At 43.2% G+C, this 14,210-nt stretch carries 9 protein-coding genes; 6 read left to right on the plus strand and 3 right to left on the minus strand.

The annotated features are described in order from the left end of the window. Positions 1–333: 333 nt before the first annotated feature. Together QE417_RS17640 and QE417_RS17645 are read right to left on the minus strand one after the other, a co-directional pair. Positions 334–3,720, minus strand: a complete 3,387-nt coding sequence (locus QE417_RS17640) for a glycosyltransferase (protein WP_311951833.1) — start codon at positions 3,718–3,720, stop codon at positions 334–336. 75 nt (positions 3,721–3,795) lie between these two features. Next, on the minus strand, positions 3,796–3,957 hold the full coding sequence (locus QE417_RS17645; protein WP_311951834.1) for a FeoB-associated Cys-rich membrane protein: 162 nt from the start codon (positions 3,955–3,957) through the stop codon (positions 3,796–3,798). Positions 3,958–4,183: 226 nt separating this feature from the next. On the opposite strand from QE417_RS17645, the gene typA reads away from it, so the two are divergent. Continuing rightward, on the plus strand, positions 4,184–5,998 hold the full coding sequence (typA, locus tag QE417_RS17650) for a translational GTPase TypA (protein ID WP_311951835.1): 1,815 nt from the start codon (positions 4,184–4,186) through the stop codon (positions 5,996–5,998). A 64-nt stretch (positions 5,999–6,062) separates the two neighbouring features. Here the strand turns inward: typA and QE417_RS17655 are convergent, their stop codons facing one another. Further along, positions 6,063–6,830 (minus strand): FkbM family methyltransferase, encoded by a 768-nt coding sequence (locus tag QE417_RS17655; protein WP_311951837.1) that lies wholly within the window; start codon positions 6,828–6,830, stop codon positions 6,063–6,065. A gap of 29 nt (positions 6,831–6,859) precedes the next feature. Between QE417_RS17655 and QE417_RS17660 the strand changes: the two genes are divergently transcribed. The 5 genes from QE417_RS17660 to mfd all read left to right on the plus strand — a co-directional run bounded on the left by QE417_RS17660 (position 6,860) and on the right by mfd (position 14,125). Then, on the plus strand, positions 6,860–8,197 hold the full coding sequence (locus QE417_RS17660; RefSeq protein ID WP_311951838.1) for a flippase: 1,338 nt from the start codon (positions 6,860–6,862) through the stop codon (positions 8,195–8,197). Further along, positions 8,194–8,841 (plus strand): FkbM family methyltransferase, encoded by a 648-nt coding sequence (locus QE417_RS17665; protein WP_311951839.1) that lies wholly within the window; start codon positions 8,194–8,196, stop codon positions 8,839–8,841. Before QE417_RS17660 ends, QE417_RS17665 begins: the two co-directional genes overlap by 4 nt. Positions 8,842–8,845: 4 nt before the next feature. Then, positions 8,846–9,619: a class I SAM-dependent methyltransferase gene (locus QE417_RS17670; protein WP_311951841.1), complete on the plus strand. Its 774-nt coding sequence runs from the start codon at positions 8,846–8,848 to the stop codon at positions 9,617–9,619. Between the two features lie 13 nt (positions 9,620–9,632). Beyond that, positions 9,633–10,544, plus strand: a complete 912-nt coding sequence (locus QE417_RS17675; protein WP_311951842.1) for a glycosyltransferase — start codon at positions 9,633–9,635, stop codon at positions 10,542–10,544. A gap of 227 nt (positions 10,545–10,771) precedes the next feature. After that, positions 10,772–14,125 carry a transcription-repair coupling factor gene (mfd, locus tag QE417_RS17680; RefSeq protein WP_311951844.1) on the plus strand — a complete coding sequence of 1,118 codons (3,354 nt, stop codon included), beginning with the start codon at positions 10,772–10,774 and terminating at the stop codon, positions 14,123–14,125. Positions 14,126–14,210 lie beyond the last annotated feature (85 nt).

The raw sequence follows: 14,210 nt of genomic DNA on the forward strand, positions 1-14,210 counted from the left end.
ATCCTTTCTTTAGAAATAAAGTAACGGAAAAATATTGGTTAAAGTTTGAAGTGAACACGCTGAAACTCTCACAAGTGTTGAATTAATAGAATTGCATGACAAATTGAGGAGAGTCAAGAGTATAGAATCAGGAATCAAGAGAGGTGGAGAATGATGTTTAATATTTCCCATTATGTCATTTCGATCGATAGTGAGAAATCTTATGAAAGCGATTAGCTTCTCAACTCGAAAAGATTTCTCCTAACGTCGAAATGATATGAATGTTAGAAAATTAGTGAAACTGCATATGTTCACTTCAAACCAATCAAGGCTAAGCGCTTGTTATAAATGATTTTAATCCGTCTTTGGCTGTTCCACCTTAACATTACCCGTACGTTTTAAATTACCCCAACCGCTGTGCTGGCCTTTTAATGCTCTGCGTAACGACTTAAACAGGATATAATACATCAACTGCCTCCACACAAAACGTTGCGGAATAATATATATCAGCTTGCGATAGTCTTCTTTTTCCATCTTGAAAGCAATAACCGCTACCAGTAGATCAATAACGATGAATGCGAGGTAAAAGAAGAATATCTTTTCAGGGTGATCACTAAAGAAACCGGCGATCATCATTAAATCGGCCAGGGGCGAAAACAACGGCAGTATAATCTGGAAGATGAGGATATTAGGCATACCCACCATACCAAAATATTTGTACTTGCTGTTAAATAATACTTCGCGGTTCTTCCAAAAGCTCTGCATTACCCCAAAACTCCACCTAAAGCGCTGTTTCAACAACATCTCAATAGTTTCTGGAGCTTCGGTATAGGCAATGGCTTCGCCCGCGTTGCGAATAATGTAGCCTTGTTTCAGTATGCGCATGGTTAAGTCACAATCTTCGGCCAGGGTATCAGTCGTAAATCCACCCGCTTTTGCCACGGCCTCTTTCCTAAACGCACCAATAGCACCCGGAACTACGGTAATGCTGTTGAGCAGATCAAATGCCCGGCGATCCATGTTTTGCGCGGTAATGTACTCGATGGATTGCCAACGGGTAATCATGTTGGTTTCGTTACCTACTTTAACGGTACCTGCTACGGCACCAATTTCGGCATCGGTAAAGTAAGCCATCATGTGCATAATGGCGTCATTTTTTAATAAGGTATCGGCATCAATGCAAACCACAAAGTCATATTTAGCCTGTTGAATACCAAAGTTTAAGGCTGATGCTTTGCCACCGTTTGGCTTGGTAAGCACCCTAACCGACGGGTGATTTTGATAGGCTGTGTTAACTATCTCAAACGTTTTATCTTTAGAGCCATCATCAATAAATAAGATCTCCATCTCCGGATATTCGAGCAGGAGCAGGCTTTGGATGGTTTTTATGGCAGTTACCTCTTCGTTATATGCAGGTACAATTATACTTACCGGCGCAAGTGCGCTTACATCAACATTATGGTCGGGGTTCTTTTTGTTGACTGCAAACTGGCGCATGGCCAGTATACCTATCAATATAATACGGCCAACCGCCAAAAATATAGCCGATAAAAACAGGTATAGCAATACCCAGTTGGTGTAAAACAGGCCAACGTTAAACATGTCGTAAAGCCTACCGGTAACACCTGTATCTGCATCATCTTTTACAGGTGGCATCAAATCGTCCTTCTTTTTATGAAGAACATCGGCAATGGTAGTAAACTCGTACTTATGCACGCCATCGTAAGTATGGGTTTTAAAGTACTCAATAATGCGCGGAAGTGCTTTGATGGTTTCTTCGCGGGTATCGCCGCCGGCATCGTGTAATAATAACATGGAGCCATTATTTGCCTGTTGTATGGTGCGTGCCACAATACTATCGGCCGTAACGCCGGGCTCCCAGTCGTGCGGGTCAATAAATTCGCCAATATTAATATAGTTCTCTTCCTTGCTCTTGGCCACCGGTATAATTTCGGCTATGGTTTGCGGCTCGGCATCGGCGTTAAAAGGCGCACGAAAAAGCACCGTACTATGCCCGGTAATTGATTCGATAAGCTTACGGGTGGCATTCAGCTCAAAACTTACCCGCTGCACGCTTATTTGCGAAATATCGGGGTGGAAGAAGGTGTGGTTACCAATTTCATAGCCCTCATCATAAATGCGCTTAAGCAGCGGCATGTTTTTTTCAACCATTGATCCTACCACAAAAAACGAGGCCGGAACATTTTCTTTTTTCAGAATATCGAGTATGCGCGGAGTATAATTTGGGTCGGGACCGTCATCAAACGTTAAAACTATTTTGCCCGGTGCATAACCGTAACGCCTTATAACATATTTGGTAGGCAGCTTAACATACTTTTGGTTGGTTATGGTAAATGTTTTAGGGTCAAAATCTACATCAATTTGCCCGGGTTTTGGAGTGGTGATCAAATCGAGTACCTCGCCGTCGCCCGTGTAATCAATACGCTGATTTAAACCCACTGTCGAAAATTTCTTTAGGTCGATACCGGTTTTACGCAACGAATCGGTTGAGAGATTTTTGGCAAAAAACGACCACAAGCGCGGGTCTTCTGAGCCTAAGCGCCACAAGGCCACGCCACCCGTAGCCCAATCATCGGCCATGCGAATGATATTGAAATTGGTAGCAGCATCGGCAAAGTAAACCGTGTGGTTCAGCGTATCAGTACCCTTGTAGGTATACATCAAATTAGCCGATTCGGGGTCGTAAATTACCTGGCTTTTGTTTTCGGCAGCGGTACTCACTGCCTGCTGGTAGCCAATGGAACGTCCGTATTGGTTTTCGGGCCAATCGTAACCACCGGCCGCAAACGTAAGGATGATCTTATTGCTCGGTATTTTCTGGCAAACGGCATCAAGCTGCTCTTCTACCCAATGCTGGTGCGATACATCGCCTGCATTACTGCTCTCGTTATGCTGGTCTATGGCCATGGCAAACAGGTAGTCGTTATTCTTTTGCAAAAACTGGAGGTCGTACCCATCATCCTCAGGCCAAAAGCTTTGGGTTACTAAAAAGCCTTGCTCATGCAGGGTGGCATATAACTCTCTTTGGAAAGCCAGGTAGTCGGCCGATTTTCGGTTCTTGATGTCGTCAAAATTCAGATCAAGACCGCGAAGCTTATATTGCGTAAGCTTATCGGCAATATTGTTTATAAAAGCGGTACGCAGCTTCTTATTGCCAACAATGCGCATTACATCTTTTGAATCGAAACCTCCGGTATTATTAGTTTTATTAATGTAATTGGTGAGCCTTACAATAATCGGTTTTTTGTAACGCTTGTTCAGGTTGGTTAAGCCGGTATCAAGCTTTACAGTTATGGTGTCTTTACCGGGAGTCATGGCAAAACCTTCGCTCACGATCATATCCAGCCTTGATATATTCTCGGCAAGCGAAAAATAAGCCTGAGGCTCCCAAGCCAGGTAAAAGCCAACGTTTAAGCGGCTGGCGTTATTAGGATATTTAAGCTGATGGCGTTTGAGTGCGCGACGGGTTTCTTCAATGCGTTGTTTTTCAACCTTAAAATCGCGGTACTCAGCCGATTTTTTTAATTTGCTCAGCTCAGCGGTGGTTAGTTTTTTTTGCGTGGGTACAAGATTGGGTAAGCTGGGGTACTGCTTAGAGGTAACCGTAATAGCAGCAGCCACCACACCACTTAAAAGAACGATTATAATAAAGCGGCTAAGCCATTTAAAATTATTCCAACGTTTAGGGTTATCAGCCTGAAAAATCTGTTTATGAGCCATTGGCACTTAATAGGTTGCACAAAAAGGCAAAGCTAACGGTTTTAGGTGTAAACCGTATTAAAAGAAGATTAGTAATTAAGTGCGGGGCTTGGGTGTGTCGATATCAGAGAAATCGACCCCGCACTTACAGTTTGAGCCGCAGCCTTTTTTAACATACAAGCTACGGTATAGCATGCGGCCCACATAAATTATAGCGGCAGCAAACAGCAGTATGATAATTATGGTTTGAAAACTCATAGTGCAAAATTAAGAATTGTTATATAATGTTAACGTAAAAATGGCAGGATTGGTTCAGGGGCTTAAAATAATGGTTGTTTAACTTATTAAGTGCATTATAACCTTTAAATTCATAATATGTAACTGCTTGTTTATTAATTATATTCACAAAATTGTAAAAAGCTAACAACTCTTTTAAATGCCATAAATTAAGCCTATCTTTGCGCAAAATTTAAGAGGCATTTTCATGCAAAATCAAATTCGTAATATTGCTATTATAGCACACGTTGACCACGGTAAAACCACTTTGGTTGATAAAATCCTTCACAGCTGCGCAATTTTCCGCGACAATCAGGAAACCGGCGAGCTTATACTCGACAACAATGACCTGGAGCGCGAACGTGGTATTACCATCGTTTCTAAAAACGTTTCGGTTCAGTATAAAGGCATCAAAATTAACATTATTGATACCCCTGGTCACGCCGATTTTGGTGGTGAGGTTGAGCGTGTATTAAAAATGGCCGATGGCGTTTTGTTATTGTGTGACGCCTTTGAAGGTGCCATGCCTCAAACCCGTTTTGTAACTCAAAAGGCTTTGGCTTTAGGCTTAAAACCAATTGTGGTTGTAAACAAGGTTGATAAAGAAAACTGTCGTCCTGAAGAAGTTTACGAACAAATTTTCGAATTGTTCTTTAACCTTGATGCTACCGAAGAGCAACTGAATTTCCCGGTTATCTACGGTTCATCAAAGCAAGGTTGGATGAGCACCGACTATAAAGTTAAAACCGAAGATATCTTCCCGTTAATGGACGCTATCTTAGAAAATATTCCTCCTGCGCCAATTAGCGAAGGTACTTTGCAAATGCAGATCACTTCGTTAGATTACTCATCTTTCGTTGGTCGTATTGCAGTTGGCCGTGTTGCCCGTGGTACCATTAAAGAAAACCAGCCGGTATCTTTAGTAAAACGCGATGGCACTATCCAAAAATCACGTATTAAAGAGCTTTATACTTTCGAAGGTTTGGGTAAAGTTAAAGTTCAGGAAGTAAAATCGGGTGATATTTGCGCTGTTGTAGGTATTGATGGTTTTGATATTGGTGATACCATTGCCGATTTTGAAAAACCGGAACAACTGGAAGTAATTCACATCGACGAGCCTACCATGAACATGTTGTTCACCATTAACACTTCACCGTTTTTTGGTAAAGAAGGCAAGTTTGTAACATCACGCCACCTGCGCGATCGTTTGTACAAAGAGATGGAGAAAAACCTGGCCTTAAAGGTTGTTGAAACAGAATCGCCTGACTCTTACTTAGTATACGGTCGTGGTATTCTTCACTTATCGGTATTGATTGAAACTATGCGTCGTGAAGGTTACGAGTTGCAGGTTGGTCAGCCACAGGTAATTGTTAAAGAAATTGACGGCGTTAAATGTGAGCCTATTGAGGTTTTAACTGTTGACGTACCTGGTGATGTTGCCGGTAAAGTAATTGAACTGGTAACTCAACGTAAAGGTGATTTATTGGTAATGGAGCCTAAAGGCGATTTACAGCACCTGGAGTTTGATATTCCTGCACGTGGTATTATTGGTTTACGTAACAACGTATTAACTGCAACCGGTGGCGAGGCTATTATGGCTCACCGCTTTAAAGCATACGAGCCTTGGAAAGGTGTTATTCCTGGTCGTGCAAACGGTGTATTGGTATCAATGGATACCGGTAAAACTACTGCATTCGCTATTGATAAATTACAAGATCGTGGCCGTTTCCACATCGATCCGGGAACCGATATTTACGAAGGTCAGATTTTGGGTGAGCACATCCGCGATAACGATTTGGTTATTAACTTAACTAAAGGTAAGCAGTTAACTAACATGCGTGCATCAGGTAGCGATACCAACGTGCGTATAGCACCTGCTATCAAATTCTCATTGGAAGAATCGATGGAGTACATACAGGCCGACGAGTACATTGAGGTAACTCCACAAAGTATCCGTATGCGTAAAATTTACCTGAGTGAAAACGAACGTAAAATCAACGCTAAAAAGTTTGTAAATCAATAAGCATTGATCAGCATATAAAACAACAAACCCCGGCAATAGTCGGGGTTTGTTGTTTTATAGTGTTTTACACTTGTTTAAACAGTAGCGTACGGAGCGTTTTGTTTACTATACGGTAACCCTGGTCGGCCAAAAAGCTGTGCGCTTCAGAGGCATCAAGGTGGCTAAAATTATCGTCAACATCTTCAACCAATACAAACTTCGGGCGGTACTTACTCCAGTTGTTCGATTGCAATACCTTTACATCAAGCCCGGCCACATCAATGCTCATAAAATCAATAACAGATTGACCTGCGGGCAGGTGCTGGTTTAAAACCTCGGCAAGCGTATATATTTCAACCTCGGCTGTTTCAACTACGTGAAAGCTGCTTTGATCTTTATCGCGCTGGCGGGCGGTTGGCTCATCAAAAGTGTTAAAGGCCGAATCATTAAAACAGTAAAGCGTTTGTTTAGAATGTGCATCGCCTATACCAACGTTCAGATTAATATCGCGCTCGCGGTATTGGTTAAACAGCTGTATGGCGGTAGGCGTAGGTTCGATGTTGATACCGCGCCAGCCTTGCTCATAAAAATGCATAGTATTTGAAAACCGGAACGGGTGGTGCGCGCCAATATCGATAAAGAAGCCCTTGTAGTCTTCATAGTTAGGTGTGCTCTCTTTTAAGAGGGAACGCAGCACCATGTCTTCGCCATCTTGAGAGTACGAATGCAGCGGTTTAAAATATGGATGGTCGGTTGTCATATGCAAATGAATGTCTTCAATGGCAAAAAAAGCATAAAATATCCAAAATTCAGCATCATCATTCAGCTTAATGCATTTTAAGTGAGCGTACAACTACACATTTTATACATTTGCAATAAAATATGCGTATTCCAAGTATTCCCGGTTTCGATCAGCAGGCTTTTCAAAAGTATTTTAAAAATACAGGGATGCTCATGATGGCGCGTGTTGGCAGCATGGTTATTAAAATGGTGGTCAATACGTTTGTATTGTCGAGCTATTTGGGGCCAACTCAAAACGGTATACTCAATTACCCCATGACCATTGTGGTTTTTTCCATGGCAGTAGCTGCCTTGGGTTTAGATGGCTTTGTTACCCGCGAACTCATCAATCATCCCGAAAGGAAATCGACCTTGTTAGGTACCGCCTTTTGGATGCGCTTGTTGGCAGGTGTAGTTACCTTACCGCTGGTGTATGTAGCTTACGAAGTTATCACACACTTTAAACACCTTAATACGCCGTTTACGTTTGTGCTTATAGTGGCGTTTACAGCCATTATACAGGCATTTAATATTATAGAGAGCTATTTTCAGGCTAAGGTGCAGGCCAAGTACATTATGTATGTTCAGGTAGCGGGTAACCTTACCTCGGCAGGTATTAAACTTACCTTGGTGCTGTTGCATATGCCTCTCCTATGGTTTGTATATGCCTTATTGTTTGATGCATTGATTATAGCCGTTGGATACATTATAGTTTACCGCAAAACCCATAACACGATTACCGAGTGGAAGTACAAAGCTCCGGTGGCTGCCTATTTGTTCAAAAAATCGTGGCCTTTGGCGTTTTCGGCTATACTGGTATCTATCTACATGAAAATAGATCAGGCTATGATAACCAGCTACCTGGGCGAAGCTGAATTGGGTATATATTCTACAGTGGTTAGTTTGAGCGAAAGTTTTTACTTTTTACCGGTTGCCGTGGTAACATCGGTATTCCCGGCAATAGTTTATGCGCGTAAAACAGATATTGACCGCTACTACAAGCGGCTGCAAAATATGTATGACCTTATGGTTATAATTAGCTTGTCGGTAGCCATATTTATGACGTTTGCCTCATCATTTATCTATAAAATAGCATTTCATAACCATCCTGAGTTTTGGTCCGGAGCACCGGTATTGGCCGTACACGTTTGGGCTGGCATATTTGTATTTTTAGGGAGCGCCAGCGGTCAATATTTAATTGCCGAGGGTTATTTTAAGCTGTCTATGTTGCGTACAGGGGTAGGGGCTTTGGTAAACATTATTCTTAATATTTACTTTATTCCGGCGTACGGAATAATTGGAGCTGCTTATGCAACGCTGGTAGCCTATGCGGTAGCCACGTTTTTTATACTGCTTATACCAAAAACTCGTAGTCAGGGAGTGCAAATGTTAAAATCTTTATTCTTAATTTCACTTTTTCAAAAAGCATTTAATCGTTGAGCAATTTTTCGTTACTAATAGATGTTCTGAAGCAGCCTAAAAGGCTGAAATCGTTGTTATCATTCAACAGCAAGGGGTATTTAAATACCATTGGCTGGTTCAATGCATTTGATACGCAGTCGCCGGTTGATGAAAAAGGCAATCCCATCCCATGGGTAACTTATTCTTTTATCGATTTTATTAAAGACCGCTTAAAGCCTGAGCATGCGGTGTTTGAATTTGGCTCGGGTAATTCAACCATATTTTATGCACAGCGCACGGGTATTGTGGTATCGGTTGAACATGATAAAGAATGGTTCGACAAAATAACATCTACCAAACCCGAGAATGCCGAAATGATTTTTTGCGAACTACAGCGCGACGGCGATTACTGCCGCATGCCGGTTAAACTGGGCGAGGAGTTTGATATTATTATTGTTGACGGCCGCGACCGGGTGAACTGCTGCATTCAGGCTGTTGAGGCGCTTTCGGCAAACGGAGTTATCGTACTTGATGATTCGGAACGCCCCGGTTACCGCGATGGGATTAATTACCTGTTGGATAAAGGCTTTAAGCAAATCCCGTTCAGCGGTATATCTCCGGGCTTGTTTTATTATAAAACCACCACAGTATTTTATAAACCTGATAACTGTTTAGGAATATAACCCCATGGCCGATGACAAGCTGAGCGGCAATGTAAAAACTGCCTACGACGAATTTTACAAAACGCACGACGAAGCCTGGCGCATGCTGGGTGCCAAGTACAAAGCCCAGCATATTATCGACGTATGCAAAGGCCGCACGTTTGCCAAAGTGCTCGAAGTTGGCGCGGGCGATGGCAGCATCCTCAAAATACTTTCTGAACAAAATTTTGCGCCCGAGTATCACGCTGTCGAAATTTCGGATAGCGGGGTAGAGTACATCCAATCGCGTAATATTGGTAATTTAAAATCGGTACAGGTGTTTGATGGTTATCATTTACCTTTTGAAGACGACAGCTTCGACCTGATCATATTGTCGCACGTGCTGGAGCATGTAGAGCATGAACGCATGCTGCTCCGCGAACTGAAACGTGTGGCTAAAATGTGTGTTATCGAGGTTCCGCGCGATTACAAGAAGAATGTAGACGGGCGCATTAAGCATTTCCTGGCTTACGGACACATTAATGTTTATACGCCAACATCATTACGTTACCTGCTGCTTACAGAAGGTTTTAAGGTAGAAACAGACCTTACCTCCATGATTGAACCTGAGGTAACCAAGTTTAATACCTACATTAATCAAAAAAAGCCTAAGAGCTTTATTACCGATTTAAAGATAACTACCGAGTTTATGGTTAAAAGTGCTGTTGGTACCTTTTTAGGTAAAAACAAGCAGGAAGAGTTGGCCAATGCCTACACCGTGCTTTGCAGCAAAACCAATAAACAAGCCGATATTTTTTAAGCCCCGATAAGCCATGCAAAACCTGGCACCCATAGCCCTGTTTGTTTATAACCGGCCCGAGCATACGCGCCGCACCATCAGCTACCTGCAAAAAAACCAGTTGGCCGATGATTCGCGCCTGTTTATTTACTCGGATGGCGCCAAAACAAAGGCCGATGAAGATAAAGTAGATGAGATACGTCGCTATGCCCAAACGGTTACGGGCTTTAAATCGGTAAATGTTATTGAGCGCGAAACTAATGTAGGGCTTGCCAATTCCATCATTAGCGGTGTGACACATTTGGTTAACGATTATGGCAAGGTTATCGTTTTTGAAGACGACCTGCTATCATCGCCTTATACCCTGCAATATTTTAACGAAGCGTTAGACCGCTATGCCGCTAATGAAGAGGTAATGCACATTGGCGCATACATGTATAACCTCAAAGCCCAGGGCTTAACACAATCCTTTTTTTACCGTGCGGCCACCAGTTGGGGTTGGGCCACCTGGGCCCGTGCCTGGAAAAACTTTGAACCCGATGTTGACAAGCTTATACAACAGTTCGACAAAGAGAAAATAAACCAGTTTTCTATCGAAGGCACCATGAATTTCTGGAAGCAAATACAGCAGTTTAAGGCCGGTAAAAACAACTCCTGGGCTATACGCTGGTACGCTTCTATATTTTTAAAAGGTGGCTTAACGCTTAACCCGGCGCATTCGCTCATTCAAAATATTGGTCACGATGGCACAGGAGTGCATTCCAATAACGAGGATATTTACCAGGTGCAAGTTAGCCGTCAGCCGGTTACGTGGTTCCCATCGGTGTTGCAGGAAGACAAAAAGGCTTATGCGGCTATAAAACACTTCTTAAAAAACAGGAAAGGTACTTTGTTGCAGAGAGGGGTAAGATTTGTTAAGCAAATGAAGGAGAAATATTTGAGCTGATTTCAAATGTTCAATTTCGAAGTTTAAGATAAACTGTCTTTGCGAGGTAGCATGCGCGACAATTAGCAAAACGCAAATGAGGCTCAAGTATCATTACACTACGCCATCGTTATATACTTGTGCCAGCAGAAAAGCGGTAAGCCTACAACTATTAAAAACACTTTAAACATTCCCCTGACACCCAAACCTACCACAGCGGCATCTTTTTTGATTACATTTGCATTGCTTTGAATATTAGAGATATTTTAGACAGGTATAAGGCTGATGATAGGATAAAAGAATTGGCTCAGGCCATCAATAGTTCTAAAAATCCACGCATTCAGTTACGCGGACTAGTGGGATCGAGTGATGCCACCGTAGCCGTTGCATTGTATTTTTTACAGCACAAACACCAGTTATTTGTACTTCCCGATCGCGAGGAGGCCAGCTATTTTCAGGCCGATCTGGAAAACCTGACCGGCAAGGAAGTGCTGCTATTTCCATCATCATACCGCAAACCATTTGAGTTTACCCAGCCCGATAGCAGCAACGTGCTGGCCCGTGCCGAGGTTTTGAACGAGTTGAACCATAGTACTGAGTACGGACAAATCATAGTTACTTACCCCGAGGCCGTTGCCGAAAAGGTGATCGATCGCTCATCGCTCGAAAAAAATACGCTCGAAATTGCGGTTGAAAACAAACTGAGTATTGAGTTTATCAACGAGTTTTTAATTGAATACGATTTTGAACGGGTTGATTTTGTGTACGAGCCGGGGCAGTTCTCTATACGCGGTGGTATTGTAGATATTTTCTCATTTTCGCATGATCTACCTTATCGCGTAGAATTCTTTGGCGATTTCATCGAATCTATCCGCACTTTCGAAATTGAGAGCCAGCTTTCGGCCGAGAAGGTAAAATCCATTACCATTGTGCCTAACGTACAGTCGAAGTTTTTAACCGAAAACAATATTTCGATACTGGAATACATTGAGCGCGATACCCAGGTTTGGATAAGAGATGTGCAGTTTACGCTGGATATTATTAAAGACGGTCACAAAAAAGCTACCCAATTATGGAAAGCCCTTTCGGCCGAAGAAAAGAACCAAAACCCGGATTGGATAGACCCCAAGTTTGCCTTTACCGACGAGAAACTGATTGCCGACCAACTGCACGACTTTGCCGTAATTGAGTTTGGTAAACAGTTTTTTTACGAGGCCACACACAGTATCAATTTTGATATACGTCCGCAGCCATCGTTCAATAAAGATTTTCAGTTGCTCATCCATAACATCAAAAACAATGATGCCGAGCGTATTGAGAACCTGATCTTCACCGACTCGACCAAGCAGGTAGAGCGCCTGTATGCCATTTTTGAGGATTTGGATAAGACGGTGAAGTTTACCCCGGTACACGTATCCATACGCGAAGGTTTTATTGACCGTGAGCAAAAACTGGCCTGTTATACCGATCATCAAATTTTTGACCGTTACTATAAATATAAACTGCGCAAAGGTTACCAGCGCACACAGGCCATTACGCTTAAAGAGTTACGCGAGCTTAAGCCCGGCGATTATATAACCCATATAGATCATGGCGTAGGTAAATACGCAGGACTGGAAAAAGTGGACGTGAACGGCAAAATGCAGGAAATGATTCGCCTGATTTATGCCGATAACGATTTGCTGTATGTGAACATTAACTCGCTTAACCGCATTTCTAAATTCAGCGGCAAAGAGGGGGCTGTGCCTAAGATGAACAAACTGGGTACCGATACCTGGGAGAGGCTCAAAAAAACCACAAAAAAAAAAGTTAAAGACATAGCGCGCGACCTGATAAAGCTTTACGCCATACGTAAAACTAAGGAGGGAAATGCCTTTGCACCCGATAGCTATTTGCAAACCGAGCTGGAGGCCAGCTTTATTTACGAAGATACCCCCGACCAGGAAAAGGCCACCAACGACTTTAAACGCGACATGGAAGCGCCCCACCCTATGGACCGCCTTATTTGCGGCGACGTAGGCTTTGGCAAAACCGAAATTGCGGTGCGTGCTGCGTTTAAAGCCGTAGCCGATAGTAAGCAGGTAGCCATATTAGTACCTACTACTATTTTAGCAGCCCAGCACTACAAAACATTTTCAGACAGGCTGAAAGGCTTCCCCTGCAATATTGATTATGTAAACCGGTTTAAATCGAGCAAGCAAATCAAAGATACCCTGACTAAGTTACAAGAGGGCAAGGTTGACATCATTATAGGCACCCATCGTTTGGTGAGCAAGGACGTGAAGTTTAAAGATCTTGGCCTCATGATCATTGATGAGGAGCAAAAGTTTGGCGTAGCCACCAAAGAAAAATTGAAAGCCATGCGTGCCGATGTTGACACCATGACTTTGACGGCAACACCTATACCGCGTACGCTGCACTTTTCGTTAATGGGCGCGCGCGATCTGTCCATTATATCAACTCCTCCACCTAACCGCCAGCCGGTAGTTACCGAGTTGCATGTGTTTAATGATAAGCTGATTAAAGAAGCCGTTGAGTACGAAATGGAACGCAGCGGGCAAGTATTCTTCATCCACAACCGCGTGGCCGATCTTATTCAACTGGGCGGTATGATACGCAAGTTGGTACCCAAAGCCCGCATTGGCGTAGCCCATGGCCAGTTAGAGGGCGACGACCTGGAAGACGTGATGCTCAAGTTTGTGAACCACGAGTATGATGTATTGATAGCCACCACCATTATTGAGGCTGGTTTGGATATTCCCAATGCTAACACCATCATTATTAACCATGCCCACATGTTTGGTTTGAGCGATTTGCACCAGATGCGCGGTCGCGTAGGCCGGAGCAACAAAAAGGCATTTTGTTACCTGCTGAGTCCGCCGTTATCAACCCTTACGCCCGAAGCCCGCAAGCGTTTGAGCGCCATTGAGGAGTTCAGTGATTTAGGTAGTGGCTTTAACGTAGCCATGCGCGATTTGGACATACGCGGCAGCGGTAACCTGCTGGGCGCAGAACAAAGCGGTTTTATTGCCGAAATTGGCTTTGAGATGTACCATAAAATTTTAGACGAAGCCATACAGGAACTGAAAGACGACGAGTTTAAAGAGGTATTTAAAGACGAAAAACCACGGCCGTTTATCACGTTTACACAGATAGATACCGATATGGAAATCCTCATCCCGAATGAGTATGTAACCAGTTTAACCGAGCGGTATAACCTTTACAGTGAAATATCCAAGCTGGAGAACGAAACCCAGCTCATGGCTTTTGAACAAAAACTGGCCGACCGCTTTGGCCCTGTACCGCCGCAGGTAGCCGACCTGTTTAACACCATACGCCTGCAATGGCTGGGCAAGGCCATCGGCTTCGAAAAAATATCGCTCAAAAAGAACGTGCTGCGTGGTTACTTCATTACCAACCAGCAATCGGCCTACTTTGAGTCGATGGCGTTTATGCAGGTGCTGCAATTTGTTAAAAACAACCCCCGCCGTGTAAATATGAAAGAGGTAAAGAATACCTTACGTATTAGCGTTGAGGGTGTGCGCAGTATTGATGAGGCTGTGGAAATTTTAATGGAGATTGGGGTAGGGGTACCGGCGTAATTTTAATACTCAATCAATACCATGTGTCATTGCGAGGAGCGATAGCGACGTGGCAATCTCCGTAATGCCGTCAACCTTGCATGAG

The sequence above is a fragment of the Mucilaginibacter terrae genome, assembly GCF_031951985.1.
GTDB classification, from domain to species: Bacteria; Bacteroidota; Bacteroidia; order Sphingobacteriales; family Sphingobacteriaceae; genus Mucilaginibacter; species Mucilaginibacter terrae_A.

Bases quoted from the DNA above. Each gene is read 5' to 3' on its own strand.
- QE417_RS17640 (WP_311951833.1), bottom strand. From the start codon at position 3,720: ATGGCTCATAAACAGATTTTTCAGGCTGATAACCCTAAACGTTGGAAT.
- QE417_RS17645 (WP_311951834.1), bottom strand. From the start codon at position 3,957: ATGAGTTTTCAAACCATAATTATCATACTGCTGTTTGCTGCCGCTATA.
- typA (WP_311951835.1), top strand. From the start codon at position 4,184: ATGCAAAATCAAATTCGTAATATTGCTATTATAGCACACGTTGACCAC.
- QE417_RS17660 (WP_311951838.1), top strand. From the start codon at position 6,860: ATGCGTATTCCAAGTATTCCCGGTTTCGATCAGCAGGCTTTTCAAAAG.
- QE417_RS17670 (WP_311951841.1), top strand. From the start codon at position 8,846: ATGGCCGATGACAAGCTGAGCGGCAATGTAAAAACTGCCTACGACGAA.
- QE417_RS17675 (WP_311951842.1), top strand. From the start codon at position 9,633: ATGCAAAACCTGGCACCCATAGCCCTGTTTGTTTATAACCGGCCCGAG.